This window comes from Yoonia sp. GPGPB17 (assembly GCF_037892195.1).
Lineage (GTDB): Bacteria > Pseudomonadota > Alphaproteobacteria > Rhodobacterales > Rhodobacteraceae > Yoonia.
This window is the reverse complement of sequence record NZ_JATACI010000002.1, coordinates 1,818,614-1,845,526: the sequence shown is the minus strand read 5'-3', so window position 1 is coordinate 1,845,526 and position 26,913 is coordinate 1,818,614. Positions and strand designations below refer to the sequence as shown.

Annotated in this window: 24 protein-coding genes and 5 pseudogenes; 10 read left to right on the top strand and 19 right to left on the bottom strand. The window is 56.9% G+C overall.

Translation table 11 applies throughout. From position 1 onward, the window contains the following. Positions 1 to 63 precede the first annotated feature (63 nt). The 9 genes from QTO30_RS09960 to trpS all read right to left on the bottom strand — a co-directional run bounded on the left by QTO30_RS09960 (position 64) and on the right by trpS (position 6,700). Positions 64 to 1,059 carry a BMP family lipoprotein gene (locus QTO30_RS09960; protein ID WP_340423997.1) on the bottom strand — a complete coding sequence of 332 codons (996 nt, stop codon included), beginning with the start codon at positions 1,057 to 1,059 and terminating at the stop codon, positions 64 to 66. Between the two features lie 190 nt (positions 1,060 to 1,249). Then, a complete protein-coding gene (locus QTO30_RS09955) occupies positions 1,250 to 1,669 on the bottom strand; it encodes a GNAT family N-acetyltransferase (RefSeq protein WP_340423996.1) in 420 nt (139 codons plus the stop codon). Next, entirely contained in the window at positions 1,666 to 2,241 is a 576-nt protein-coding gene (gene tsaB, locus QTO30_RS09950; RefSeq protein ID WP_340423995.1) for a tRNA (adenosine(37)-N6)-threonylcarbamoyltransferase complex dimerization subunit type 1 TsaB, read from the bottom strand. Before tsaB ends, QTO30_RS09955 begins: the two co-directional genes overlap by 4 nt. Then, positions 2,231 to 2,794 (bottom strand): NifU family protein, encoded by a 564-nt coding sequence (locus QTO30_RS09945; protein WP_340423994.1) that lies wholly within the window; start codon positions 2,792 to 2,794, stop codon positions 2,231 to 2,233. The genes tsaB and QTO30_RS09945 overlap by 11 nt, the downstream gene beginning before the upstream one ends. 93 nt (positions 2,795 to 2,887) lie before the next feature. Beyond that, a complete protein-coding gene (locus tag QTO30_RS09940) occupies positions 2,888 to 3,340 on the bottom strand; it encodes a CPBP family glutamic-type intramembrane protease (RefSeq protein WP_340423993.1) in 453 nt (150 codons plus the stop codon). Between the two features lie 160 nt (positions 3,341 to 3,500). Next, positions 3,501 to 3,956, bottom strand: coding sequence for a universal stress protein (locus tag QTO30_RS09935; RefSeq protein WP_340423992.1), 456 nt, complete (start codon positions 3,954 to 3,956; stop codon positions 3,501 to 3,503). Between the two features lie 84 nt (positions 3,957 to 4,040). Then, positions 4,041 to 4,904, bottom strand: coding sequence for a branched-chain amino acid aminotransferase (locus tag QTO30_RS09930; protein WP_340423991.1), 864 nt, complete (start codon positions 4,902 to 4,904; stop codon positions 4,041 to 4,043). Positions 4,905 to 5,089: 185 nt separating this feature from the next. Next, on the bottom strand, positions 5,090 to 5,584 hold the full coding sequence (locus QTO30_RS09925) for a VOC family protein (protein ID WP_340423990.1): 495 nt from the start codon (positions 5,582 to 5,584) through the stop codon (positions 5,090 to 5,092). 99 nt (positions 5,585 to 5,683) lie between these two features. Further along, a complete protein-coding gene (gene trpS / locus QTO30_RS09920) occupies positions 5,684 to 6,700 on the bottom strand; it encodes a tryptophan--tRNA ligase (RefSeq protein ID WP_340423989.1) in 1,017 nt (338 codons plus the stop codon). An 88-nt stretch (positions 6,701 to 6,788) separates the two neighbouring features. On the opposite strand from trpS, the gene QTO30_RS09915 reads away from it, so the two are divergent. Then, the gene (locus tag QTO30_RS09915) at positions 6,789 to 7,469 is read left to right on the top strand and encodes a rhomboid family intramembrane serine protease (protein WP_340423988.1); all 681 of its coding nucleotides are present in this window, start codon (positions 6,789 to 6,791) and stop codon (positions 7,467 to 7,469) included. Here the strand turns inward: QTO30_RS09915 and murJ are convergent. From murJ to QTO30_RS09900, 3 genes and pseudogenes are all read right to left on the bottom strand, one after another. Further along, positions 7,466 to 9,029 (bottom strand): annotated as a pseudogene (gene murJ / locus QTO30_RS09910) (murein biosynthesis integral membrane protein MurJ). The gene QTO30_RS09915 and the pseudogene murJ overlap by 4 nt on opposite strands. 59 nt (positions 9,030 to 9,088) lie before the next feature. Beyond that, positions 9,089 to 11,884, bottom strand: a pseudogene (locus tag QTO30_RS09905) ([protein-PII] uridylyltransferase). Then, on the bottom strand, positions 11,865 to 13,049 hold the full coding sequence (locus QTO30_RS09900; RefSeq protein ID WP_340423987.1) for a penicillin-binding protein activator: 1,185 nt from the start codon (positions 13,047 to 13,049) through the stop codon (positions 11,865 to 11,867). Before QTO30_RS09900 ends, QTO30_RS09905 begins: the two are co-directional and overlap by 20 nt. 103 nt (positions 13,050 to 13,152) lie before the next feature. Here QTO30_RS09900 and rsmI point away from each other — a divergent pair, with 103 nt between their 5' ends. The 3 genes from rsmI (at position 13,153) to gshB (ending at position 15,372) form a co-directional block, all read left to right on the top strand. Continuing rightward, a complete protein-coding gene (gene rsmI / locus QTO30_RS09895) occupies positions 13,153 to 14,013 on the top strand; it encodes a 16S rRNA (cytidine(1402)-2'-O)-methyltransferase (RefSeq protein ID WP_340423986.1) in 861 nt (286 codons plus the stop codon). Next, a complete protein-coding gene (locus QTO30_RS09890; RefSeq protein WP_340423985.1) occupies positions 14,010 to 14,366 on the top strand; it encodes a YraN family protein in 357 nt (118 codons plus the stop codon). Before rsmI ends, QTO30_RS09890 begins: the two co-directional genes overlap by 4 nt. A gap of 67 nt (positions 14,367 to 14,433) precedes the next feature. Beyond that, the gene (gene gshB, locus QTO30_RS09885; protein WP_340423984.1) at positions 14,434 to 15,372 is read left to right on the top strand and encodes a glutathione synthase; all 939 of its coding nucleotides are present in this window, start codon (positions 14,434 to 14,436) and stop codon (positions 15,370 to 15,372) included. Here the strand turns inward: gshB and QTO30_RS09880 are convergent. Genes QTO30_RS09880 through cobU form a run of 5 tightly spaced genes read right to left on the bottom strand, consistent with a single transcriptional unit; the run spans position 15,369 to position 18,779 of the window. Then, on the bottom strand, positions 15,369 to 16,883 hold the full coding sequence (locus tag QTO30_RS09880) for a YifB family Mg chelatase-like AAA ATPase (RefSeq protein ID WP_340423983.1): 1,515 nt from the start codon (positions 16,881 to 16,883) through the stop codon (positions 15,369 to 15,371). The two genes, gshB and QTO30_RS09880, sit on opposite strands and share 4 nt — an antisense overlap. 52 nt (positions 16,884 to 16,935) lie before the next feature. Further along, positions 16,936 to 17,319, bottom strand: a complete 384-nt coding sequence (locus QTO30_RS09875; RefSeq protein WP_340423982.1) for a hypothetical protein — start codon at positions 17,317 to 17,319, stop codon at positions 16,936 to 16,938. A 55-nt stretch (positions 17,320 to 17,374) separates the two neighbouring features. Further along, complete coding sequence (locus tag QTO30_RS09870) at positions 17,375 to 17,626, bottom strand: glutathione S-transferase N-terminal domain-containing protein (RefSeq protein ID WP_340423981.1); 252 nt, start codon at positions 17,624 to 17,626, stop codon at positions 17,375 to 17,377. 59 nt (positions 17,627 to 17,685) lie between these two features. Then, the gene (locus QTO30_RS09865) at positions 17,686 to 18,255 is read right to left on the bottom strand and encodes a histidine phosphatase family protein (protein WP_340423980.1); all 570 of its coding nucleotides are present in this window, start codon (positions 18,253 to 18,255) and stop codon (positions 17,686 to 17,688) included. Next, on the bottom strand, positions 18,252 to 18,779 hold the full coding sequence (gene cobU / locus QTO30_RS09860) for a bifunctional adenosylcobinamide kinase/adenosylcobinamide-phosphate guanylyltransferase (protein ID WP_340423978.1): 528 nt from the start codon (positions 18,777 to 18,779) through the stop codon (positions 18,252 to 18,254). Before cobU ends, QTO30_RS09865 begins: the two co-directional genes overlap by 4 nt. Before the next feature lie 94 nt (positions 18,780 to 18,873). Here cobU and QTO30_RS09855 point away from each other — a divergent pair, with 94 nt between their 5' ends. The 5 genes and pseudogenes from QTO30_RS09855 to QTO30_RS09835 all read left to right on the top strand — a co-directional run bounded on the left by QTO30_RS09855 (position 18,874) and on the right by QTO30_RS09835 (position 24,601). Next, the gene (locus QTO30_RS09855; RefSeq protein ID WP_340423977.1) at positions 18,874 to 19,752 is read left to right on the top strand and encodes an RNA polymerase factor sigma-32; all 879 of its coding nucleotides are present in this window, start codon (positions 18,874 to 18,876) and stop codon (positions 19,750 to 19,752) included. A gap of 66 nt (positions 19,753 to 19,818) precedes the next feature. Next, positions 19,819 to 21,011: pseudogene (gene coaBC / locus QTO30_RS09850) on the top strand (bifunctional phosphopantothenoylcysteine decarboxylase/phosphopantothenate--cysteine ligase CoaBC). Further along, positions 21,008 to 21,463 (top strand): dUTP diphosphatase, encoded by a 456-nt coding sequence (gene dut, locus QTO30_RS09845; RefSeq protein WP_340423975.1) that lies wholly within the window; start codon positions 21,008 to 21,010, stop codon positions 21,461 to 21,463. Before coaBC ends, dut begins: the two are co-directional and overlap by 4 nt. Beyond that, positions 21,460 to 22,514: pseudogene (locus QTO30_RS09840) on the top strand (HesA/MoeB/ThiF family protein). The gene dut and the pseudogene QTO30_RS09840 overlap by 4 nt, the downstream one beginning before the upstream one ends. 56 nt (positions 22,515 to 22,570) lie before the next feature. Further along, positions 22,571 to 24,601, top strand: a pseudogene (locus QTO30_RS09835) (M3 family metallopeptidase). Here QTO30_RS09835 and QTO30_RS09830 read toward each other — a convergent pair. After that, positions 24,598 to 25,128, bottom strand: a complete 531-nt coding sequence (locus QTO30_RS09830) for an SH3 domain-containing protein (protein ID WP_340423974.1) — start codon at positions 25,126 to 25,128, stop codon at positions 24,598 to 24,600. The pseudogene QTO30_RS09835 and the gene QTO30_RS09830 overlap by 4 nt on opposite strands. A 109-nt stretch (positions 25,129 to 25,237) precedes the next feature. Between QTO30_RS09830 and QTO30_RS09825 the strand changes: the two genes are divergently transcribed. Further along, complete coding sequence (locus tag QTO30_RS09825; RefSeq protein WP_340423973.1) at positions 25,238 to 26,224, top strand: 2-hydroxyacid dehydrogenase; 987 nt, start codon at positions 25,238 to 25,240, stop codon at positions 26,222 to 26,224. On the opposite strand, the gene QTO30_RS09820 is transcribed toward QTO30_RS09825, so the two are convergent. Then, on the bottom strand, positions 26,221 to 26,874 hold the full coding sequence (locus tag QTO30_RS09820) for a hypothetical protein (RefSeq protein ID WP_340423972.1): 654 nt from the start codon (positions 26,872 to 26,874) through the stop codon (positions 26,221 to 26,223). The two genes, QTO30_RS09825 and QTO30_RS09820, sit on opposite strands and share 4 nt — an antisense overlap. Positions 26,875 to 26,913 lie beyond the last annotated feature (39 nt).

Sequence of the window (26,913 nt, the reverse complement as noted above, 5' to 3'; positions counted from 1 at the left end):
TGCATACAAAAGGCCGCGCGGATTTCTCAGCGCGGCCCTCTATCAGTTGGCCTAAGCGTCGCCTTAGAAGTCGAGCGCTGGGCAGGTTTCGTCAGATGTGTAGTCGTGGACCACCAAGCTGCCTGCGGCCATTTCAGCGGCCGCTGCGTCGACCGATGCTTTCATTTCGTCCGACACAAGCTCTGCGTTGAATTCGTCAAGCGCGTAGCCCACGCCTTCGTTTGCAACGCCCATGACGTTGAAACCAACTTCAAGATCTTCGCCCTGTGACATCGCCTCATACACCGCGTTGTCCACGCGCTTCATCATGGAGGTCAGAACCTCGCCGGGGTGCAGGTAGTTCTGGTTGGCGTCCACGCCGATGGACAGGATATCTTCGTCTGCTGCTGTTTGCAGAACACCAACGCCTGTGCCGCCAGCCGCAGCAAAGACCACGTCAGAACCCTGGCTGATCTGTGCCAGTGTCAGCTCAGAGCCCTTTACCGGGTCGTTCCAAGCAGCAGGTGTTGTGCCTGTCATGTTAGCGATGACAGTCGCATCGGGGCTCACGGCCTTAACGCCCTGCGCATAGCCACAGGCGAACTTGCGGATCAATGGGATATCCATACCGCCAACGAAGGATACGGTGTCGCTCTCAGATGCCATCGCGGCCATCATGCCGACGAGGTAGGATCCCTCATGCTCGTTGAAGACAACTGAGCGGACATTTGGCGCTTCGACAACCATGTCGATGATAGCGAATTTGGTGCCCGGGTAGTCAGCCGCTACTTCGGCCAATGGTGTCGCCCAGGAGAAACCAGCCATGACAATCGGGTTCGCGCCGGATTCAGCGAAGCGACGGATCGCTTGCTCGCGCTGTGCGTCGGACTGGATCTCAACTTCGGCGTAAGAGCCGCCAGTCTCAGAGGCCCAACGCTCGGCCCCGTTGTAGGCGCTTTCGTTGAAAGACTTGTCGAACTTGCCGCCAAGGTCGAACAGGATGGCGGGATCTGCAACAGCAGTACCGGCGGTCAAAGCCAGCGCAGCAGATGCGCCGAGGAATTTGTGCATAGGTGTCATTTTATTTCTCCCAGGTCGTTACGCGAGGTCTTTTACGGGCGCGACGCACCCCCTCAGTTAAAGGCTGAGCCGATCTGATGCCGGTCATCAATTGATAAGGCCTTGCCTCGCGGGGAAGATCAACTGCTTTTTGGGTATAAATAGCCGGATTTGATCCAAAACACAGTGTTATCCACAGGCGAACGCCGGGTTAGGTTGTGGTCAGTGGCTTGCGCAGGACCAATGCGGCGATAGGCGCCCCATCTTTGGGCAGATAGTAACCCGGCCGCCTGCCGATTTGGCCATATCCTGATGTGCTGTAAAGGCGAATTGCCGCCATATTGTCCTCTGCCACTTCAAGGAAAACGGCTTCCGCACCTTGCGACTTTGCCAGAGCTTCCGCATCATCCAGTCTCTTGCGTGCAAGACCCTGCCGTCGCTTCGCAGGGCGGGTCGCGACGGTTAGAATCTCGGCTTCATCCAGAACTGTGCGAACAAGGACAAAGCAATCCGCGTTGCCGACAGCCGTCGTTTGCCCGTGCGACAACAGATCAGCAAACTCTGCTGCTGACCAGGCGCGCGTTGCACTAAAGGCAGCGCCATGCAGCTCCGCCAATGCCTCGGGGGTCATGATAGCAGAACAGGTGCCGGGTCACGCGGGGGGGCTGCGTCGGCACTGCGGATGTAAAGCGGGGCAGGGCGCGGTACATCATCACCAAGGCGAGATGCAGCGATGCGCGCAACCGCCACAATCAAATCGGTTGCTGGCTTTTGCTGCCCGGCGGGTTCAGGCCGTTGCGTCGGATCGGATATGCCGTCTGCGCGAAACTCTTGAATGTAGGACTGATCACGCGGCGCGGGAATTGTCGCCGTAAATGGCAGCGCCTCACCAAAAGCGCGCACCTCAAACCCGTTTACACCGATCGCGGGCTTGTCCAGTCCAAGGGCCAAGCCACGCGCCGCTGACAAAGAAATCCGAATGCCGGTGAAATTGCCTGGGCCGACGCCAACGCCAATGCCGTCAAGGTCGGCCCATGTCAGGGTTTCGTTTGCCAGCATCGCTTCCAGCATTGGCATCAAGTGTTCGGCTTGGCCTTTGGCCATTTCATCTACCCGGGTCACAACCCTGTCGCCCAATAGCAAAGCGGCGGCGCAATGCGCCGCCGACGTATCAAATGCCAAGACGATTGGGCTAGGCTGCAACGGGCCGTACCTCGACCACCTCTGGGATGTAGTGGCGCAACAGGTTCTCGATCCCCATTTTCAAGGTCAGGGTCGAAGATGGGCACCCGGCACAGGCACCCTGCATGTGTAGATAAACGATACCACGCTCGAACCCGTGGAACGTGATGTCGCCACCGTCCTGGGCTACGGCCGGGCGAACACGTGTATCAAGCAGTTCTTTGATCTGGCCCACGATCTCGCCGTCTTCGCCAGTGTGTTCTGCGTGACCACTGGCCGGTTTATGGTCCTCTGCCATCACAGATTGACCGGATTGATAATGCTCCATGATCGCGCCAAGGATACCTGGCTTGATGTGGTCCCATTCGACATCATCGGCCTTTGTTACCGTGACAAAGTCGATACCGAAGAACACGCCGGTCACGCCGCCTGCACCAAAGATGCGCGTTGCAAGAGGCGAAACTTCAGCCGCTTCCACGTTTGGGAAATCTGCCGTACCAACCTCCAGAACGTTCTGACCGGGCAGAAACTTGAGCGTTGCAGGGTTTGGTGTTGATTCAGTCTGGATGAACATGGGGCAAACCTTTTTTGTCAGGCTTTAAATATGCGGTCTGGATAGGCGAGAGTCAAGGGTTTGGAATGATTCTAAACTAGTCGGTAGCAGCTATCACAGGTTGTGTGTCGCCAATTCAGTGAAGGCAACTAGATTAAGTGCAACATGACATATCGCGCCGAAACCGATGCTGCCAGTTTGCACGCGTGCCAATGTCCAGAGTGCGCCGCCAATTGCCGCACCACCCAAGACACCTGCGGCCCCACCCGTCACCACCACACCAGTCGCGAAGAGCAAGGCAACATGCCAACCGGTAAAGAGCCCAAGTTGGCCGATTTGTTGGGCTGGTGTGGCGTCATCAAGTAGGACGGTGCCGCGCCAGAACACCTCTTCCAGGGTGCCATTCATCAATGCGCCCAGCGCAATGACCCCACCGACCCAAAGCGGAATTGGGTGCGCCAGTAACGCAAAGAGGGCGGTGATTGCGACGCCTAAGCAATCATGCCAATGTTTAGAAACGTGAGCCATGATCTTGGCAGAACAGGCCGCAATTTCATATGCCGCCATGTGCCGCGCCACAAGATGAGCGGGATCAGGACACAGACCCAGTAAAACGCCAGCGCAGCACCGTACCCCCAGAATGGTGGCAACAGTCTTGTGAGAAGGTAAAACGCTGCGGCAAGAACGGGAACTGCGGCTGCAATCGCCATCGCTGCAGTGCGATCCATTAGGTGATCGCTTCGAGCCGTTCTTTGGACAAATCGCCCGGTACAATGGTGATCGGAATCGGCAGGCTGCCCGATTGCTTGCTGAGTTGTGTGACCAACGGGCCCGGTCCTTTGCTGTCATCGCCAGCGCCTAACACCAGCACACCAATTTCAGGGTCTTCATTCACATGGGCGATAATCTCATTCAGGGGTTCGCCTTCACGAATGATTAGCTCTGGATCGACGTTTTGCTTGTCGCGCATCCACTTGGCGAAAACCTCATAATGCACTTCGATCCGCTCGCGCGCCTCGGCGCGCATGATTTCACCTACGCCGATCCAGTGGTTAAACTCATCCGGCGGAATAATGGAAAGAACAGCAACGCCGCCACCTGTATGCGATGCCCGCATCGCAGCAAAGCGCATGGCATTCAGGCATTCGCGGCTATCATCCAAAACGACCATGAATTTACGCATATCGGTCTCCCCAATTTGGGTTAAGTGTGGCGTATCATCGGAACAGTGGCAACGACAGATTGTCGCGTTTGTTGGGTCCAGTGGTCAGGCGTTGCTTGCGGCCCAATCCCAATACAACTCGCGCGTCTGTCTTGTGACGGGGCCGACCTGATACTGGCGATCTTCAAAGGCTGTCACCGGCGTGACTTTGGACATATTGCCCGAAAGGAACACTTCATCTGCGTTGCGGAAATCATCGAACGTCAGAACTGTTTCATGGACGGTGACGCCCTCCGACCGGAGGTTGGTGATATGACGCGCACGGGTGATACCCGACAGGAATGTGCCGTTTGGAATTGGGGTGAATACCTCGCCGTCTTTGACCATAAACACGTTGGCAGTGGCAGTTTCGGCCACGTTTCCCATCGCGTCGGCGACCAATGCGTTTCCAAACCCGCGGCCGCGGACTTCCGCGAGCATCCGGGCGTTGTTGGGATACAGGCACCCTGCCTTGGCGTTTACGACGGCGTCATCAATCACAGGGCGGCGGAACTTTGTCAGAGCCAAGGTCGTCGACGCGGTTTCCGGTGCAAAGGGAATTTCTTCAAGGCAGATGGCAAAGCCAGTCTCTTCTACGCTGGGCACAATTGCGGTGGGGTCACCATGAATAGCCCAGTACATCGGGCGAATATAGACGGCGGCACCTTGGCTGTACTTCGCCAGACCGTCTTTGGTGATCGCTATCATGTCTTCGGTGCTGACGGTGGGTGTGATCATCAGCGCCTCGGCAGATCGGTTAACGCGGGCGCAGTGCAGGTCAAGATCCGGCATCAGCCCGTTCACAAACCGCGCACCATCAAACACGGTGGTTCCCAACCATGAGCCGTGGTCAGCCGCGCGCATAACGGGCACATCGCCTTGGTGCCAAGTGCCTTCAAAATATGTGCGGATGTTTGTGCCGGTGGCCATAATACGCCCTCCCTTTCGGGCTGACACTAGGCGCGACAATCGGCAAGGTAAAGCAGGAGTGGCGCCCGATGCCGGGGAACATCGGGCGCCGAAGTATGCCAAGGTGACGAGTGGGACGTGGACCACCTAGGCGGGCAGGCAGAGCGAATCTATGCCGCGCGCAACAATGATTCCATTTGCGGGATTCAGATTTGTGACGGTTCCTGGGCGAGGGCAAGCAGGGCCGCAATATCAAGGCGGTCATTGACCATTTGCAGCTTACCATCTTCACTGCGTGGCCAAGCGGTCATTGGTTTGTCGACGTAAAGCTCAACCCCGTTTTCATCCGGATCGCGTAGATAAACAGCTTCGCTCACACCATGGTCAGCAGCACCATCGAACGGGATACCGGCGGCAACGACGCGTGCCATGGCTTTCGCCAAGGACTGCCTGTCGGGATAAAGAAATGCGGAATGATAAAGCCCCGTGTGACCGGCGGGTGGCGGTGTAGCACCAAGGCTTTCCCATGTGTTCAGTCCGATGTGGTGATGGTAGTCACCAGCAGCCAGAAAGGCCGCGCTGGTGCCATAGCGTTGTGTGACCACGAACCCCAGAATGTCCGCATAGAATGCGATAGACTGGTCAAGATCGGACACGCGCAAATGGACATGGCCAACGCGTGGGGATGGTGTTGCGGACATGATCTAGCCTTTCACGATTGTGCCCTGAAGGTGGCAAATCAAAAAGGCGCACACAACACAGATCAGCGCATGGGCTGTGTGCAATAGTTCACATAAAGCTCAGGAGCGGAGCATGCCTACGATATCGTAAGTGTCGCGTAGGATAGGGTTCGCAATCGCTCGCGCTTTTTCAGCACCCTGACCCAAGATGCGGTCAATCTCTGCCGGGTCCGCCATGAAACGCGCCATCTCATCCGAGATAGGTGCAAGCTTGGCAACAGCCAGATCAGCCAAGGCCGGTTTGAATTTCCCCCACTGCGCGCCGGGGTACTCTGCGACTACTGCCTCGGGCGTCAAATCTGCCAAAGCGGCGTAGATATCGACAAGATTGCGCGCCTCGGGGCGGCCCGAAAGGCCGTCGATGGTTTCGGGCAGCGGTTCTGGGTCAGTCTTGGCCTTTTTGAACTTCTTGGCGATCTTGTCGGCATCATCGGTCATGTTGATGCGCTCCATGTCACTTTCGCCGGACTTGGACATCTTCTTTGTGCCGTCACGCAGGTTCATGATGCGCATCGCAGGGCCTTCGATGACTGGTTCAGTCAGCGGGAAGAAATCGGTCTTGAAGTCATGATTGAACTTTGCCGCAATATCGCGCGTCAGTTCTACATGCTGTTTCTGGTCGTCGCCCACAGGGACGTGCGTTGCGTGGTACAACAAAATATCAGCGGCCATCAGTGCAGGGTAAGCGTAAAGGCCCAGCGACACTTTCTCGGCGTTGCTACCTGCTTTGTCTTTGAACTGCGTCATCCGGTTCATCCAGCCGACACGCGCGACACAGTTGAAGATCCACCCAAGCTCGGCATGTGCCGCGACCTGACTTTGATTGAACAAGATCGACTGCGTTGGATCCAAACCCGCAGCCAGATATCCGGCGGCGACCTCGCGCGTCATATTGGCCAGCTCTTTTGGGTCCTGCCACACGGTGATCGCGTGCATATCAACGACGCAATAGACCGTCTCCATCTGACCCTGCATGCCGACAAAGCGCTTGATCGCGCCCAGATAGTTCCCAAGCGTCAGCCCACCCGAGGGTTTGATCCCGGAGAAAACGCGCGGAGTAAAAGATGTCTGGGTCATGGTGCAATGTCCGGGGTGGATTTCGGGGCAGGGGTCGCATACCCATGTCCGAGCGACCCGTCAACGTCAACTGCCCAGCGAGACCCAGATGAAGCCTGAAAGCCCGTTCAATGCTTTGCCCCCGGTGGTGATTATGTTGGCGCTTTTGATCGTTGGGATCGAAGCCGTCTTCCAATTGGCAAACTACGGGATCATTGGCGGGCCGCGCGGAGTTGGATGGCGCATCGCCGCAATCGAGCAATATGGCTACTCACCAGTTGTTCTGGATCGTGTGCTGGTCAACGCGGACTATTCATTTGATATGCTCAAGCGCTTTGTGACCTACACCTTCATCAATGGCCAGCTGACGCAGGTTGCCTTTTGCGCAGCGCTGGTTCTGGCACTGGGCAAATTCACTGCAGAGTACTACGGATCACTTAAAGTGGTGTTTCTTTACGTCGCAACCAGCGTTGCTGGTGCTGTTGTTTTTGGCCTGCTGATCGACAGCCGTTACCCTCTGATAGGTGCGTTCACGCCGGTTTACGGACTAATTGGTGCCTATACCTATGCGTTATGGCTGCGATTGGGTGAGGCGGGTGACAACCAGATTATGGCGTTTCGACTGATCGGGTTTTTGTTGATGTTGCAGCTGATTTTCGGACTGATTTTCGGCGGCAATAACCAGTGGATATCGGAGCTAACGGGATTCCTTACTGGTTTCCTGCTGGCCGTGATCCTGGCACCTGGCGGATGGAGTGGACTTGTTGCGCGGATGAGGCAGCGATCCTAACCACGCAAGTTGCGCCGAAATTCGGAGAGTTTAAAAGCGCCGATCAAATGGCCGATCCCAAAATAGCTGACGATGCCAATCGCGATCAATACGAGCAATGCCAGATAGCGCTGAATGCCAGGACCAAAGAACGGCGTCATCGTTGTTGAGGTCAGCACTAGGATGCACCCCATACTGCCCGAGGCGAGAACAATCCGGCCCAGACGGCGCTTGAACCGGCCATCGAACTTGCCCGCATCGCCCATGGTGCGTGTCCCACGTATCAAAAGTAGCACCATTGCCCAGCCTGTTAGCGAAGTTCCGATTGCCGCCGCTGCAAAGCCAATGACAGGGGCTAGACCAATCGCCAGAGCGGCGTTCAACACCATCGCAATCAGTGCGTAGTAAAAGGGGCGTTTTGTGTCCTCACGGGCAAAGAACAGCGGCTGGAGCGTCTTTTGCAGCACAAATGCAGGTAGGCCCAACCCATAGATAGCAACAGCCAACGCCGTAGCTGCTGTATCGTCGCTGGTAAAGGCACCCCGTTCGAACAGCACGCTGACCAGTGGCAGCGGGATTGTAAGCAGGGCGACCGAGGCCGGGACGGTCAGCGCAAGGCTGATCTCGGAAGCGCGATTGAACGCGTCCCTCCCGCCAGCGTCATCGCCCGCGCGTAAACGTCGCGACAGGTCAGGCAAGAGCACGACACCAATCGCAATACCCACAACACCCAAAGGCAATTGATAAAGCCTGTCCGCATAGCTTAACCAAGCGACAGCGCCATCAAAGAAACTGGCGACCTGCCTGCCCACCAACAAGTTGATCTGTACCACGCCACCTGCAAGGGCTGCGGGGGCTGCGATAATGGCGAGCCGTTTCAACTCAGGTGTCATCTTCGGCATGCCGACGCGCAAAGCATATCCGGCCCTATTTGCCGCGAACCAGACAACAGCCAATTGAGCGATACCTGCCAGCGGTACAGCAAATGCCAGCGATTGACCGATGATGTTCTGTCCTTCCGACCCGGTGCAGTCACAGGTCACGCCAAAAATCGCCAGCGTAGCAACAAAGACGACGTTCAAAAGGATCGGCGCTGCTGCTGCTGCCGTAAAGCGGCCGGTGGCATTTAACACGCCAGACAACAGTGCGGTTAGCGAAATGAACAAGATATAGGGGAAAGCGATGCGCCCATAATATACAGCCAGATCAAAACGCTCGGTTCCGAGAAAACCGCTGGCCATCAGCGTTACGAGGGCCTAGCATGAAGATGATGCCAAGCACGGTGAAAACGGTCAGGATGCCGCCAAGGCCGACGAAGGCATCTTGCGCAAAACGGTGTGGGTTATCGCCGCCTTCGACTTTCTTGGAAAACATAGGCACGAAAGCCATGTTGAATGCGCCTTCGGCAAAGAACCGTCGAAACAGGTTCGGCAGGGAAAAGGCGATCAGAAAGGCTTCGGCCACGGGTCCGGTGCCAAGAAACGCTGCAATCATGATATCGCGCACAAAGCCCATTATGCGGCTTAGCAGTGTCCAGATGCCGACCGTGAAGAAGCCTGCCATCAATCGGATGGGTTTCATGCGTTGCACCCCAGAGTTTTGGAAAACTCTGGCCCAATTTTTTTAAAAATTGCGGACCTTCATCCTGACACCGCGCGTTCTGCACCCTGTGCAATCGCTGCGCGCAGTTTGCGTTCTAGCCCGGCACGTTTGGCCTCGGAGTGATACTTCAATCCGACAATGTCTTTTACATAGAATGTATCGACGACCTGTTCCCCATAAGTCGCAATGACGGCTGAGGCGATGTAGACGTGATTATGTGCAAGTGTTCGTGTCAAATCGTAGAGAAGTCCGGGACGGTCGCGGGTATCGACCTCGATAATCGTATAGATTTCTGACCCTTCATTGTCGAAGCTGATATTTGTTGGAACCTTGAAGGCGCGTTCGCGTTTCTTGATCTTGTCTTTGTCTTTGAGTGCATCTTTCGCAACGACTTCGCCCCGCAAGGTCCGCTCAATCATTTGGCGCAGGCGCGGTAGGCGCGCAGCTTCATATGGGTTGCCGTCATTGTCCTGAACCCAGAATACGGCGGTAGCATAACCGTCGTTAGACGTATAAGTGCGCGCATCCACCACGTTTGCCCCCACCAATGCCAGTGCGCCCGTCATACGACTGAAAAGCCCCGGATGATCGACCATGGCGAAGCAGGCCCGCGTCGCATCGCGGTCTTCGTCCAACATCAGGTCGATTTTGATCTCGTCATCAGCAATATCGCGCAGAAGTGTTGCAAAGACCGTCTGCGCCGCCAGTGGAAGGCCTTGCCAATAAGGCCCATAGTGTCGCCCGATTTCGGCTTTCAGCGTCTTGTTGTCCCAATCGGATAGTGCCGTACGTAAGGCACGCTTGGCCTCGGCCTCGCGGGTTTCACGGTTGAGGTCTTCCAGACCGGTCTCCAACGCGGATTTTGTGGCCTTGTAGAGGTTGCGGATTAGGACCGCCTTCCAGTTGTTCCATGTCCCTGGCCCAACCCCGCGAATATCGCAGACGGTCAGCGCGGTCAGCAAATCCAACCGTTCGACAGATTTCACGGCCTTGGCAAAACCGCGCACGGTGCGGGGTTCAGAGATATCGCGCTTCTGGGCCACATCGGAGAGTAGCAGATGATAGCGGATCAGCCATTCTACCGTCTCGCACTCCTTCTTGTTCAGCCCCAGTCGTGGCGCAACCTTGCGCGCGATCTGTGCACCAAGGACAGAGTGATCTTCGTCGCGCCCTTTGCCAATGTCATGCAGCAGTAGCGCCACATAAAGGACCTTGCGATTCACGCCACGCTCCAGAATGCCAGACACGACTGGCAGTTCCTCAATCAACTCATTGCGCTCGATCTGGGCAAGCGTGCTGATGCATTGAATCGTATGTTCGTCCACTGTGAAGTGGTGGTACATATTGAATTGCATCATCGCGACAATCGGTGCGAATTCAGGAATGAACGCGGCTAAGACGCCCAGTTCATTCATCCGCCGCAAAGCCCGTTCGGGATTGCCGTGCTTGAGCAGCAGATCAAGGAAGATGCGGCGTGCCTCCTTGTCGTCGCGCATATCGGCATCAATCTGGTCGAGATTTGCCGAGATCAGGCGCATCGCGTCGGGGTGTAACAGCGTGCCAGTGCGCAGCGCCTCTTCAAACAGGCGAAGGATATTCAGTTTGTCAGCCAGAAACGCCTTTTCGTTTGCGACGGTGAGCCGGTTCTGTTTGATGGCGTAGGGCGGTTTGGCCTTCTTGCGCCGCTTCAGCAACCGCGCCAGCATAGGTTCTTGTTTGGTGTGGCTTGCTTCCAGTGCCGTCAGAAAAATACGTGTCAACTCTCCGACGTGAGTCGCCTGCCGGAAATAGGCCTGCATGAAATGCTCGACCCCGCGCCTGCCGCCGTGATCAAGATACCCCATCGCCGACGCCACTTCGACCTGCATATCGAACGTCAACTGGTCGGTCGGCTAACCAGCAATAAGATGCAAGTGACAGCGCACCGCCCAAAGGAAATCCTCGGCTGTGACAAAGGTTTCGAATTCTTCCGACGCAAAGACCCCGAGGTTGACCAGTTCAGCCGCATCTTTGACGCCATTGACGTATTTGCTGATCCAGAAAAGCGATTGCAGGTCGCGCAACCCGCCTTTGCCCTCTTTGACGTTGGGTTCAACCACATAACGCTGCCCGCCCTGTTTGCGGTGGCGGGTCGCGCGTTCTTCCAGTTTTGCTTCGATGAAATCGCTCGCGGTAGATTTGAACAGCTCTGACCAAAGCCGGTCACCCAGTTCTGTCGCGAGCGCGGCATCTCCCGCTAAATGCCGATACTCTACCAGCGAGGTGCGGATCGTATAATCTTCCCTGGCCAGCCGAAGGCAGTCTTTGACGGTACGGCTGGCGTGGCCAACCTTTAGCTTGAGGTCCCACAGCATGTAGAGCATCGACTCGATCACACTCTCAGCCCAGGGCGTGATCTTGTAGGGCGTCAGGAACAACAAATCGACGTCTGATTGCGGGGCCATTTCTCCGCGCCCGTAGCCGCCCACCGCAATCAGCGAAAGCCGCTCACTTTCAGTGGGGTTTGGTAGCGGGTGCAAGCGGTCGGTCGCAACTTTCAGAACCGTTTTGACGATTTGATCGGTCAGCCAGCTATACGCACGTGTTGTGGGGCGTGACGCAAATGGTTGCGCGCGGAAAGCCGTGGCGATCTGCAGCATGCCCGCGGAACGTGCGGCAGCGAGCGCACCCACGGTTGCCGCGCGAATGGCCTTTTCGGACGTTGCCTCTACAACGGCGGTATCGATCTGTGCGATCACCACGTCGGCATCAAAAATAGCAGACGCCGGACAGATCAAACCGTCCGGCGCACCGTCGTCTAGCGGTGAAGTCGGGTCAGAGGCCGGGGCCACCAAAGCTTCTTGGGGCTTGTTCAAGGATCACAACCTGATTGTTTTGAATGGTGGCAACAGCCAACCCGCGTTGGTTGAGGCCATTTGGCAGCAGGCGAAACACGCCCGATGTACCACGAAACCCCTGCGGTTGGGTGAGTGCGGATTTGGTCAGTGCTTCGGTGTTGCCTGCGGCAGCCAACGCGCCGATTGCCGCAATGCCATCATAGGCCAGTCCTGCCAGAGGATGCGGTGTATCCCCATATGTCGCAGCATAGCGATTGGCGAAAAGGGCGGCTGTCCCCGGATCAGGAAGGGCAAAGAGCCCACCTTCAAGCCCAGGCAGGGCGGCCAGTTGCGGTAGCGTATCCCAACGGGTCAGCCCGATGAAACGGCTGCGGTCGGTGTCCATACCGGCATCGGGCAGGGCTGTTGCGATGATCGGCAAATCCGCATTTGCCCCCGCCGTCGTGAAAACGGCCTGTGCCCCCGAACGGCGCACATTCGATACAATCCGGCGGGTGGATGTGAAGATGCCTTGCTGCGACAGCGGATAGCTTTCGACGCCTACAACCTCACCGCCATTACCCTGTACAGCCGTTGTAATAGCATCACGCCCAACACGCCCGGGCAGATCGTCACCATGCACAACCATGTAGCGGCTCACGCCCTGGCGCGTGCCAAATTGCACAAGGCGTGCGGCCGTATTGTCAAAAGTCGAGCCAAGGATAAAGATATTCCCGCCTGCAAATGCGCGATTGTTTGAGAATGCCAGCACATTCACATCTCGGCCTGCAATGGCCACGCCAGCGGCATTTGCGGCCTCACCGTAAAGCGGACCAATGATGATTTTTGCGCCTTCGTTGACGGCCTGTGTTGCCGCTATCGCTGCCTGTTCAGGATTTCCGCCTGCGGTGTTGTAGACGCGCAAGTCAACGGTTGCACCGTCGAGATCAGCAATTGCAAGGCGGGCTGCGTTCTCGAAGTTCTGAGCCAACTGATTGTCCGTTGACTGCGCAGAACCACCCGGAACCAGCAAAGCGACTTCAATGGGGTCGCCGGTATCAATCTGACGGCCCACATTGGCGTCGGGCGCAAGCGTGACGTCGCATGCAGCAAGCCAAAGCAGAGCGGTGAAAGCAAAAAAGCGAGCCATCGGCTTGCGGGCGTTGCTGAAACGAGCAAACATGCGCGGTATCCTTCCTGTTTCGCGGCAGTGATGGAAGACGTTGGTCAGACATCATCCGCGATGTTGGGGGCTATCATAAAGCAGGGGGCTGGCGGGTCCAGAGATGAATTTTGTAACCAAGCCACTCTCTGCCGGTCTTTATTTTGTGGCGACACCAATTGGATCGGCACGGGATATGACGCTGCGCGGTCTGGATATCCTTGCGTCAGCCGATCTGATTGCGGCAGAGGATACGCGAACAGCGCGCAAACTGATGGAAATTCATGGCGTGCCGCTGAATGGGCGCAGCGTGGTTGCGTTTCATGATCATAGCGGCGAGGGGGCCGTCGCTCGCCTGATTTCAGCAATGAAGTCTGGCAAGTCAGTGGCTTACGTATCGGAGGCCGGGACGCCGCTGGTCGCGGACCCGGGCTATGAGTTGGGGTGCGCGGCGATCAAGGAAGAGATCGCGGTAACCTCTGCCCCGGGCGCATCGGCTGTGTTGGCCGCACTGACGGTATCAGGCTTACCGACGGACCGTTTCGCCTTTGTGGGGTTCCTGCCAGCGGCAAAGGCCCAGCGCAGATCCGAGATTGCAGCATTGCGCGATGTGCCGTTCACGCTGGTATTTTATGAAAGCCCGAAACGTATTGGTGAAATGTTAGGTAATTTACGCGATGTCTTGGGGGATGAGCGGCAAGCCGTGGTTTGTCGTGAACTAACAAAGAAGTTTGAAGAGGTGACGCGCGGGTCATTGCAGGAACTGGCCACTAATTTTCAAGGACGATCTGTGAAGGGCGAAATCGTTGTTCTTGTCGGGCGCGCGGGTGCCGTTGATGTGGCTGATGATGACGTCGGCGCAGCCTTGCGCGAAGCGATGAAAACGATGCGCGTAAAAGACGCGGCCACGGTTGTTGCGGGTGCATTGGGTCTGCCCCGACGGCAGGTCTACCAGATGGCATTGCATATGAGAGATGACGAATGAGTGGCACAGTTGGATACCACGCAGGATTGGCAGCCGAAGATATTGTGGCAAATGATTACGCTAAACGCGACCATGTTGTCGCCGCACGTCGGTGGCGTGGACAGAGCGGTGAGATTGATCTGATTGCACGTGACGGTGAAACCGTTGTCTTTGTCGAAGTCAAAAAGAGCCGCAGTTTCGCAAATGCTGCGGCGCGTCTTGGACGCAGGCAGATGGAGCGGATCGTCGCGAGCGCGGCAGAGTTTTTGGCGGATGAACCGCGCGGTCAGTTGACAGATGTGCGCTTTGATCTGGCGATTGTAGATGGGGTTGGTGGCCTGAATGTGATTGAAAACGCCTTCATGGAAGTATGACTGCCCATTGCACATGATTTCATGCTGCGTCATTTAGTGGCGAGTTATTGCATGCAGGGGGCCCACCATGTCGCTCAAAATCGCTTTCCAGATGGACCCGATCGGGCCAATCGACATTGACGCCGATAGCACGTTCCGTATTGCCGAAGAGGCACAGTCGCGCGAGCACTCCCTGTTTTACTACACACCTGACATGCTTGCCTATGACCAGGGCCGGGTGATCGCCAAAGGGTGGCCTTTGACAGTGCAACGGGTGAAGGGCGATCATTTTCGCCTTGGTGAAGAACAAACTGTTGATTTGGCGGACTTTGATGTCCTGTGGCTGCGTCAGGATCCACCATTCGATATGGGCTACATTACAACGACCCATGTTTTGGACATGGTCCATCCGGATACACTGGTCGTGAATGACCCGTTTTGGGTGCGCAACTATCCTGAAAAACTCTTGGTGCTGAACTTTCCTGATCTGACACCTCCAACAATGATTGCGCGCGATCTGGATACGCTCAAGACCTTCCGCGCGCAGCACGGTGACGTGATCCTCAAGCCGCTCTATGGCAATGGCGGTGCGGGTGTTTTCAAGCTGAGGGAAGGTGACAGCAATCTCGCCTCACTGCATGAGCTCTTTACAGGCATCAATCGCGAGCCATTGATTATGCAGCAATTCCTGCCGGATGTCGCGAAAGGCGACAAGCGCGTGATCCTTGTGGATGGCGAACCAGTAGGTGCAATCAATCGCATTCCAGCCGCCGGTGAAACCCGCTCGAACATGCATGTAGGTGGCCGCCCCGAGAAGGTTGATCTGACGGACCGCGACCGTGAGATATGTGCGCGGATCGGTCCGCTTCTACGTGAAAAGGGTCAGATATTTGTCGGGATTGATGTGATCGGTGATTGGCTGACCGAGATTAATGTGACGTCGCCCACCGGCATTCAGGAGCTTGAACGATTTGATGGCGTAAACATCGCTGAAAAAATCTGGCACGCGATTGAGGTCAAGCGCTAGACCTCTTTCGCCATGGCGAGCCGATAACTGACGGCTTCCGCAACATGCGGTTGGCGCACCTCTGCTGCCCCCTCAAGGTCTGCGATTGTGCGCGCGACGCGCAACACCCGGTGGTAGCCGCGCGCCGACAGCCCGAACCGTTCGGCCACTTTCACCAGTAGCGCGCGCCCCTCTGTATCGGGCGTCGCGATTTCTTCCAGCAGGTGGCCTTCCATGTCCGCATTCACGCGGACTTCAGGGTGATCGGCAAAGCGCTTGGTTTGTGCTTTGCGGGCATGATGAACGCGCGCGGCAACCTCGGCCGAGCTTTCACCGGTTTCCGGCAAGTCAAGGTCCGTGAAGGCAACGGGGGGCACTTCGACACGCAAATCGAAACGGTCCATTAACGGGCCAGAGATCTTGCCCAAGTAATCCTCGCCACAGATTGGGACGCGGGCGCAAGCGCGCGCAGGATCGGCAAGGTAGCCACATTTGCATGGGTTTGCCGCTGCAACGAGCATGAATCGGCATGGGTAACGGACGTGTGCGTTGGCGCGGGCCACCACAACTTCGCCGGTCTCAATAGGTTGCCTGAGCGTCTCAAGGACCGTACGCGGAAACTCGGGGAACTCATCCATAAAAAGCACACCATTGTGCGCGAGGCTGATTTCACCCGGCTTGGCGTTGCGCCCACCGCCGACAATTGCGGCCATTGATGCGGTATGGTGTGGTTCACGGAACGGGCGTTCGCGGTTGATGCCCCCTTCGTCCAACAACCCTGATAGCGAGTGGATCATGGATGTCTCCAGCGCCTCTGCCGGTGTTAACTGTGGCAGGATACCCGGAATGCGCGCGGCCAGCATGGATTTGCCTGACCCGGGCGAGCCGACCAAGAACAAGTGGTGGCGCCCAGCGGCAGCGATTTCCAGGGCCCTTTTGGCCCGTTCCTGCCCTTTCACCTCTGATAGGTCGCGCGCCCCGGTTTGCCTCAGGACCTCACCCGGTTCCGCGGGTTGCAAGACCGATTGTCCGGTAAAGTGTCGGACCATGTCGGCCAATGTCCGAGGTGCGATGACGTTGGCCGCACCGACCCATGCGGCCTCGGCCCCGCAGGCCTGCGGGCATAGCAGCGTGCGGTCTTCTTGTGCAGCGGCCATTGCCGCAGGCAAGGCACCAACGACAGGCACCAGCGTGCCATCCAATGACAACTCGCCCAAGGCGACGGTCTGCGCGGCGTCGTCTTGTGGTATGATCTCAAGTGCGGCCAGAAGCGCCAGCGCGATGGGAAGGTCGAAATGTGACCCTTCTTTGGGCAGATCGGCGGGCGATAAGTTTACCGTGATTCGCTTGGACGGCAATGCAATGGCCATCGCCGTGAGGGCGGCCCGTACCCGTTCGCGCGCCTCGGACACCGCCTTATCTGGCAGCCCGACGATCGAGAATGCTGGAATGCCCGGTGTGACCGCGCATTGGACCTCGACCAAGCGCGCTTCAATCCCTTCAAATGCCACCGTATAGGCCAGCGCAACCATCGCGTTCCCCGTTTTCTTGGTTAACGCGTAGGCGGTGGGTCTTTAAGAAAGGTTAATTTGTATCACCGGGCCATGAGCTGCGTGCGAGCGGCAGTTCGTATGGGAATGGTTCATACACATCTTCCATTGCAGCTTTGCGCCAGGCCAAAAATGCAGGATCGCTGAGATGCGCGGAAACATAAGCCTGCGATTCATCACTGACAGACAGTTTGTAAGCCGTGATGCGCATCGCAACAGGTGCGTAGAATACATCCGCAAGTGAGTATTCACCAAAGAGCCAAGGCCCATTTGCCCCGTGGCGTGCCCGGGCGAGCGACCAGAGGTCTTCTATTCTCAGCAAGTCGTCTTGCACAGCCTGCGAAGCTTCGAAGCCTTCCCAACAAAAGCTAAGCATCATGGGGCAGGCTTCGCGCAAGGCTTGAAAACCGCTGTGCATCTCTGCGGTCATGGATCTGGCAAGCGCACGAGCGCCGGGCCCTGCTGGGTAAAGGCTAAGCCTGAGGGTGGTTTTCCACCAGCGTTTCGGCCATCGCAAGACTGTCGGTCAGGACATGACCATCGCTTGTCTGCATGACCGGAACTGTGCGGGCCGGTCTAAGATGAGCCAAATCAGCCTTCATGGTACCCGCATAAAGCCCGACCATATGCGTCTGATAGGGTAGTCCAAATTTTTCCAGCATCAGCCAGCCTCGCAAAGACCAACTGCTGAAAGTGCGATCACCAATATAGAGTTCATAAGCCATGGATTAACCCTAGCCGAGGAAAACCTCCTCGGGCCAACGATCATCTGTGACGCGCCCCATCACGGGTTGTGATTAATCTGTTCTGCCGTCCAGTTATCATCGCTTGTATCAATGACGGTCACAGACAGATTGTTGATGCGGTGGCTGAAGGCCTCATAGGCGCCGATGCCAAGTGCGCGCTGGACTTGTGTCAGAATGACGCCGAAGTGGGCGACGACAATCAAGTGTTTGTAATCACCAAGTAGATGCACGTCGATTGCGTCATCAACGCGTTTCCGTACAGCGTTCCAGCTCTCACCCTTGGGTGGGGCAATATGACCAGGCGTTTCCCAATATGCACGTATACGGTCAGGGTCTTCCGCCTCAACATCCCCGAATGTCCGCAGTTCCCAATCGCCGAAGTTGATTTCGCGTAGGCTCTGGTCATTCGGCAATCGGTGCTCGGGTCTGAGGGCATCCGCGGTGGCGGTGGCCCGGATCAGATCAGATGACACGACCGGCGCATCAGGCAAGAAGTCCCGTAGACGCGCGATAGCTGCGGTATCGGACAGATCAGCCGGGATGTCCGACCAGCCAACCATCGATTTCGCATGCGTGGGGCCGTGGCGTACCATCCATAGTTTTGTCACGGCAACTGACCTTTGAGTGCGAGAGGAAGACCCGCCATGACGGCCACAACCAGATCAGATTTAGTCGCGATTTCTTGGTTCAAACGTCCTTGCGCGTTTCGGAATGTCCGAGACAGCTTGTTTTCAGGAACAATGCCTTGGCCAACTTCGTTTGAGACGATCACAACTGGACCCTTGCATCGTTCGAGCGCGGCCATCAGTGCGACGCTTTGCGCCTCAGTGCCATGCTCACCCAAGATCACATTGGTCAGCCAGAGTGTCGCGCAGTCAATCAGGACCGGCTGGTTTGCATCTACCTTGGCGAGGGCATCAGCCAGATAGAGCGGTTCTTCTATCGTGCGCCATCCGGTGCCGCGCATTGCGCGGTGTTTTGCGACTTTTTCAGCCATCTCATTGTCAAAAACCTGTGCTGTCGCGATGTAGATTGGATCACCGTCCCCACCCTTTAAAACAAGGCTTTCCGCAAAAGATGATTTGCCCGAGGCGGCACCGCCTAGGATGAGAGTGAGTTTGGGCAATACCATAGCAGCAACTTTTAGTGATCCATCTCGTTCAATCCTGCGTAACCATTTTATACAACAAAGTTAATGCATCACGATGCTACTTGGGAGAAATACAATGGGTGTCACCGGTTTTTCTGATCAAACTTTGTCTCGGACGGCGATGAAGGCAGAACTGCTGGATGCCGAGACCGAGCTGGCGCTTGCATATGCCTGGCGCGACCACCGTGATGAAAAAGCTTTGCACCGTTTGATTACTGCCTACATGCGACTGGCCATTTCCATGGCGTCCAAATTCAAGCGCTATGGCGCGCCGATGAATGACCTTATTCAGGAAGCGTCTGTTGGCCTGATGAAAGCGGCAGATAAGTTCGACCCGGATCGGGGCGTTCGTTTTTCAACTTATGCCGTGTGGTGGATCAAGGCGTCCATTCAGGATTACGTGATGCGCAACTGGTCGATGGTGCGGACCGGTTCCACCTCGTCCCAAAAATCACTGTTCTTCAATATGCGCCGTGTTCAGGCCCGGTTGGAGCGCGAAGCGGCTGCCGAAGGTCGTGTGATGGATAAGCAGGAGATGCGTGAGTTGATTGCTATCGAAGTTGGCGTTCCACTGCATGATGTGGAGATGATGGAAGGGCGTCTATCTGGGTCCGACTTTTCGCTGAATGCCACCCAATCTGTCGAGGATGAAGGCCGCGAGTGGATTGATGCGCTGGAAGATGATGGTCCACAAGCCGCTGAAACCGTCGAGCATACCCATGACAACGATACTCTGCGCCAGTGGCTTTTGACGGCTCTGTCCAACCTCAATGATCGTGAGCAGTTCATCGTACGAGAGCGCAAGCTGCGCGATGACCCACGCACCTTAGAGAGCCTTGGGACCGAACTGGGTTTGTCGAAAGAGCGCGTACGCCAGCTTGAGGCGGCTGCCTTTGGCAAGATGCGCAAAAGTCTTGAGTCGCAAAGCTCTGAGGTTCATGCATTCTTTGCCTGAACCCGGACATTGTCTTTCCGGTCTGATCTGACCTAGTGTCGGGCAACCCCCGACCGGAGACCTCAGATGCTGGCCAATAAGCATATTCTCTTAATCGTAGGAGGCGGCATTGCCGCCTTCAAATCGTTAGACCTCGTGCGTCGTTTGCGCGAGCAGGGCGCGCAGGTCACGCCGGTGCTGACCAAAGCCGGATCAGAGTTTGTGACCCCGCTCAGTTTGGCGGCCCTATCCGCGTCCAAAATCTATCAGGATCTGTTCAATCTCACTGATGAAGCTGAGATGGGACATATCGAATTGTCCCGCGCGGCTGATCTGATTGTTGTCGCCCCAGCAACAGCGGACTTGATGGCGAAGATGGCAAATGGGCATGCAAACGATCTGGCATCAACGTTACTCTTGGCCACCGACAAACGTGTGCTGATTGCGCCCTCGATGAATGTGCGCATGTGGGATCATCCGGCGACTCAGCGCAATCTGGCGGCGTTGCTGGGTGACGGCATCTTGGTTGTCGGACCCAATGAAGGTGATATGGCGTGCGGCGAGTATGGGCCGGGGCGGATGGCAGAGGTGCCCGAGATCATTGCCGCCGTAGATGCGGCTTTGGCCGATGGGCCGCTAAAAGGGCGTCATGTTGTGGTAACCTCTGGTCCAACCCATGAACCGATTGATCCGGTGCGGTATATCGCAAACCGCTCATCCGGTGCGCAGGGCACGGCCATAGCGAAAGCTTTGGCCGCGCTGGGCGCTGATGTGACTTTTGTGACCGGTCCGGCAGATGTGCCGCCGCCGATGGATGTATCTGTTGTGAAAGTGCAGACAGCGCAGGAGATGCTGGATGCGGTGCAGGCAGCAGGGATGGCGGATGCCGCTGTTTTTGCTGCAGCCGTTGCAGATTGGCATGTGGTCAATGCGGGCGACAGCAAAATCAAGAAAGACGGGTTGGGCCTGCCGCAACTCGATTTTGCAGAGAACCCGGATATCCTTGCCACCGTGTCACAGATGACCACGGGGCGGCCAAAGCTCGTCGTTGGTTTTGCGGCTGAAACGGATGATGTGATCGCGAATGCGACCGCCAAGCGCCTGCGCAAACAGTGCGACTGGATCGTCGCGAATGATGTGTCCCCGGAAACCGGCATTATGGGGGGTCCGAGAATGCGGTGACGTTGATTTCAGCGCAAGGCGCGGACAGTTGGCCCCGCATGACAAAAGACGCGGTCGCGGCGACATTGGCTGCGCGTATTGCCGAGGCACTCGCGTGAGTGTGACGATCCAGTTTCAGTGGGAAGAGGGGGCGGATCAGAGCGTTGGCCTGCCCGCCTACGAGACCACAGGCGCGGCTGGCGCTGATCTGCGGGCGAATTTGCCTGATCGGCAGAGTGTCGTTCTGCTACCAGGCGCTCGGACGCTTGTGCCGACGGGTTTGCGCTTGGCGATTCCCGAGGGCTTCGAGGTTCAGGTCAGGCCGCGTTCGGGGCTGGCTTTAAAGCATGGTGTCACGCTGCTGAATACGCCGGGTACGATTGACAGCGACTATCGCGGGCCGCTTGGGGTGATCCTAGTGAATCTGGGAAATGACGATTTTGAGATCGCGCATGGCATGCGGATTGCGCAAATGATTGTTGCACCCGTCGTGCAGGCGCACTTCGAGGCGGTCACATTGCTCGGCGAAACAGCCCGCGGTACAGGCGGATTTGGGTCCACTGGCCAATGATTATGGTCGGCACCATGGCCATCACCCTTTGGGTGATTGGATGGGCGATGAAGGTGCCCTACGCGGTGCGCTGGAATATGATGGCGATCCTTTTGGTCGGCGTTATGACGATCCATGTGATCCTGCCCGATGGTCACCCGCTGCGGATGGCGACGGGCGGTGATGCCCGGCTTTGGGCGATATTCTTTGGTTTTGGCGTGTTGATTTGGGGGTACCGCAAGTTTCTGGGTGCGTTACGTGCGCGCGTCAAACAGCAACAGGCACCTGTGCCGCAGTCCGATAGCTTTTCACCGACTGAGTTGGATCGGTATGCCCGCCATATCATCCTGCGCGAGGTCGGTGGGCCGGGCCAGAAGGCGTTGCGCGATGCCAAGGTCTTGGTCGTTGGGGCCGAAGCGGTCTGGGCGCGCCCGCGCTGGAGTATTTGGCGGCGGCAGGTGTGGGAACGATTGGTGTGATCGATGATGATGTTGTCGAAAACGCCAATTTGCAGCGACAAGTCATCCACCTTGATCGCAACATCGGCATGCCCAAGGTGCACTCCGCGGCCGAGGCGATGACGGCGCAGAATCCCTTTGTGACCGTGCGGCCCTACCACCGCAGGCTGGATGCAAGTATCGCGGCTGAGCTTTTTGCGGATTATGATTTGATCCTCGACGGAACCGACAATTTTGAAACCCGCTATCTAGTCAATAAAACAGCCGTCGCGACGGAGAGGCCTTTGGTCGCTGCAGCCCTTACCCAATGGGAAGGGCAAATCAGCGTCTACGATCCAGCAAAAGGGACACCGTGCTACGCTTGTGTGTTCCCCGACGCGCCAGACCCTTCCTTGGTCCCTTCCTGCGCGGAGGCTGGGGTGATCGGACCATTGCCGGGCGTGATGGGCGCGATGATGGCCGTTGAGACCGTGAAACTGATCACCGGTGCGGGCGAGGGTCTTGGTGGTCGTTTGCTGATTTATGATGCGCTCTATGCCCAAACGCGCACCATTGCCGTGAAACCGCATGCGGATTGTAAGGTTTGCGGTGGTAAGGGGCTCGCGTTCACTTAGTTTGGCTATGGTGTTCTGTCACCGCGACACTATCTGTTCCTCAAAGGAGAACCCCCATGACGAATCCGCTGTTGCAAGACTGGACCACACCCTTTGGATTGCCGCCCTTTGATCTGATCACCGATGACGATTTCGCTCCTGCCGTTGATGCCGCTTTGGCAGAATCGCGCGCCAATGTCGCGGCCATAGCCGACAATGCGGACGCGCCAGATTTTGCGAATACGGTCGAGGCGTTGGAACGGGCAGATGAAATGCTGAGCCGCGTTTTGGGCGCGTTCTACAACGTTGCTGGCGCGGATAGTAACCCCAAGCGCGAAGCATTGCAGCGCGATTTCGCACCGCTCTTGAGCGCTTATGGGTCCGAGGTATCCGAGAATAAGGCGCTCTTTGCCCGTGTTGAGGCGGTTTGGGAACAACGTGCCGCATTGGACCTGACGGATGAACAACAGCGGGTGTTGATGCTGACCCGCCGTGGCTTTGTGCGCTCAGGCTCAAAGCTGGAGGGCAAAGCGGCTGAGGGCTTGCGCGCCGTGAAATCCCGTCTGTCGGTGCTGGGAACGGAGTTCACGCAGAACCTGCTGGCCGATGAGCGTGAATGGTTCATGACGCTGAGCAAAGACGATCTGATTGGTTTGCCGGATTTTGTGGTTGCGACCGCAAAGGCGGCTGGCGAAGAGAAAGAGGCAGGCGGACCTGTTGTCACTCTGTCCCGCTCGCTGATCGTGCCCTTCCTTCAATTCTCTGAACGACGCGATTTGCGCAAGAAAGCCTATGAAGCGTGGGGCGCGCGTGGTGCCAATGGCGGCAAGACAGATAACCGTGGCATCGCCGCTGAGACGCTGAAGTTGCGTGAAGAGCGTGCCAACCTGCTGGGCTATGATACCTTCGCTGACTTCAAGCTAGAGACGGAAATGGCTAAGCACGCCCAGCGCGGTGCGTGATCTTTTGATGAAAGTCTGGACGCCTAAGCAAAGGCAGCGGCGGAAGCTGATGCTACCGTCTTGGAACGTATGCTGCATGCAGATGGGTTTGACGGGCCGCTGGAACCTTGGGACTGGCGTTTCTATTCTGAAAAACGCCGCAAGGAGTTGCACGACCTCGATGAAGCCGAACTCAAGCCCTATTTGCAACTCGATCGCATGATTGAAGCTGCATTTGCCTGCGCCAATCGCCTGTTTGGTCTGGAGTTTGCGGCAATTGAGGGACCTATCTATCACCCGGATGTGCGGATGTGGGACGTCACCCGCGATGGTGAACATGTTGCGGTATTTATCGGTGACTATTTTGCCCGTGGGTCGAAGCGTTCCGGTGCGTGGTGTTCGGCGATGCGGTCTCAGCAGCGGCTGAGCGGCGACATTCGCCCTCATGTTGTCAATGTATGTAACTTCGCCAAGCCGGAAGAAGGTAAGCCTGCGTTGTTGTCATACGATGATGCGCGCACGCTGTTTCATGAGTTCGGTCATGCGCTGCATCAGATGCTGTCTGATGTGACCTACGAAAGCATTTCGGGCACATCAGTTGCACGTGATTTTGTCGAACTGCCAAGTCAGCTTTATGAACACTGGCTGGAAGTGCCGGAAGTGCTTGCTGAGTTCGCGACCCATGCTGAGACCGGTGATCCGATGCCAGAGGATCTGTTGAATCGGATGCTAGGTGCAGCCACCTATGACATGGGTTTCCAGACCGTGGAGTATGTGGCTTCGGCGCTTGTTGATTTGGGCTTTCACAATGGCCCGGCTCCGGCGGACCCAATGCAGCGTCAGGCGGAAATCCTGGAAGATATCGGAATGCCACATGCCATTCGGATGCGCCACGCGACGCCGCATTTTGCCCATGTCTTTGCGGGCGATGGCTATTCCAGTGGATACTACAGCTACATGTGGTCCGAGGTGATGGATGCAGATGCTTTTGCTGCATTTGAGGAAAATGGCGGCCCCTTTGACAAGGAGACGGCAAAACGATTGGAGAAGACAATTTTGTCTTCAGGCGGTTCAGTCGATGCGGCCGAGCTTTACAAGGCGTTCAGGGGGCGTTTGCCCGGGGTTGAGGCGCTGCTGAAAGGGCGGGGTCTCGACAAGGCGGCCTAGTCGCGGATTTCGGCGTCGGCCACGCCCCAAAGCGCCGCTTTGGGCGCCCATCCCCGATAGCCACCGGCGGTCAGTTGACACCATTCGGGATTGCAGTCGCCCAATCGGGCAACAACGCCGGGTTCCAGCATTGCATTCTCAAGTGCATCTGGTTCCGGCCGCGTCCGAAGCGCGGTTTCAGATACTTCAATCACCACGGTGCGTGCGCCTGACAACATCCTATAATGGACCCAGCCGCCCTGACCATCGCGGTCAATGACACGTCGCCAATGGCCGTATTCGGCAATGACTTGCAGTGGCATACTCTGTCGTTGAAAGACCCAGTCGATCCGGTGTGAAAGTGACGGACCACGGCGCACGTTGGCCTCGCTGGCGCGCAGCGACACGTAACGGGGAAGGGGCAGATTTGTTTCAGGGCCGATGGCCGGACCAGTGTCACTCTGCTGTGCGTGACCGGTACTCGTGCCAAGAAAGATCGCAAAGGCTGCGACCTGAAACACGCGGACCCAATGCGCGATTGCACCCATTGTTTACCCTTACTGCTCACTTTTGCGGCGCGCGGTTCTTGTGCTGCGCGTCCCTTTGGCGCAACCTGCCATGACAAGGCCGATTTGAAAACCCGTGGGAGGGCATTGCATGCCAGGTAAGCATCTAAGTGTTGTTGTGACGCGACGGTTGCCTGAGGTGGTAGAAACCCGACTGAAAGAGCTGTTCGACGTCGAGTTGCGCGAAGATGACACGCCGATGACTCAAGAAGAACTGGCGGATGCGATGGGTCGTGCTGATGTTCTGGTCTGCACAATCACGGATCAGATTGACGCAAAGCTGTTGGGACGTGCAGGTGAAAAGTTGAAACTCATTGCGAACTATGGTTCAGGCGTAGACCACATTGATGTGGCAACGGCCCGCCAGCGGGGCATCCATGTCTCGAATACACCCGGTGTTGTTACCGAAGACACCGCCGATATGGTCATGGCCCTAATTCTGGGGGTGACCCGCCGCATGGCCGAAGGATTTCGCGTGGCTCAGTCAGATAACTGGGGTGGATGGGCGCCAACGGCAATGCTTGGCGGACGGATCAAAGGGCGCCGTCTGGGTATTCTGGGCATGGGGCGGATTGGTCAGGCGGTGGCGCGGCGTGCGGCAGCGTTCGGGATGCAGGTCCATTATCATAATCGCAAGCGGTTGCGGCCCGAGATTGAAGAAGAACTGGACGCGACCTATTGGGAGAGCCTTGATCAGATGGTGGCCCGCGTTGATATCCTGTCAATCAACTGCCCGCACACACCATCGACCTTTCACCTGATGAACGCGCGGCGGCTAAAGTTGATGAAACCTGATGCGGTGATCGTGAATACGTCACGTGGAGAGGTGATTGACGAAAACGCCCTGACACGGATGTTGCGTGCGGGCGAGATTGCGGGTGCGGGTCTGGATGTGTTTGAGCGCGGGCACGAGATCAACCCACGTTTGCAAGCGCTGCCGAATGCGATCCTGCTGCCGCATATGGGGTCAGCGACCCTCGAAGGGCGGATCGAGATGGGTGAAAAGGTCATCGTGAACATCAAGACCTTTGCCGATGGGCACAGGCCGCCTGATCTGGTCGTGCCAGCGATGCTCTAGCCGCCCCACGTCTCGGGCAAGACTTTGAACTTGTCGTCTTCTGCGATGATGTTGATGTAGTGCCGCATTGAGTGGGCGAGGAAACTTTTGTGTTTGACTGACTCGAACAGCGTGGCCTTGCCCATGTGATGATAGGCGGATGGCACCTTCGGAACAGGATCATCGGTCCGGTTCACCAGCAGGCAACGCCCGTCTTGGACGACCCCGTGTTTGCTCCACTTCGGGCGTGGGGCGGCAAATCCGAGGGCTGGTGTGTTGTATGTCTTGGACAGGATTTGCGCCGCAGCCGCGCCCAGCGAATGACCGATGATGTAGTTGGGTGTCGCACCTTCACGTTTCAGCCATTCGAAGATTTCGATGGAATACCGCAAGAACCCCTGATGCCATCTGGTACCTGACGCCCCTTTTTCGCTGTTGGTCGCGTGCTTGAGCACCAAACGCTGGTTGCCCAATCGCAAGGGGCGCAAGTTGAACTTGACGTAATCCCTGACCGAGTTTGACCCCGGCAGCAGCAAGATATTCCCATCCAAAAGATGAGCTTGCACATCGTCATGATCCAAAGACTTGATCACACGCGGGCTGACAATACGGCCCGCTTTGTAACTGGCGTCGGCCAAGGTTGCGGCATCTTTCAATCTGTAAATCGTCATCGTCTTACCCCTAAATTGACGTAAGGGAACATGTTTGGC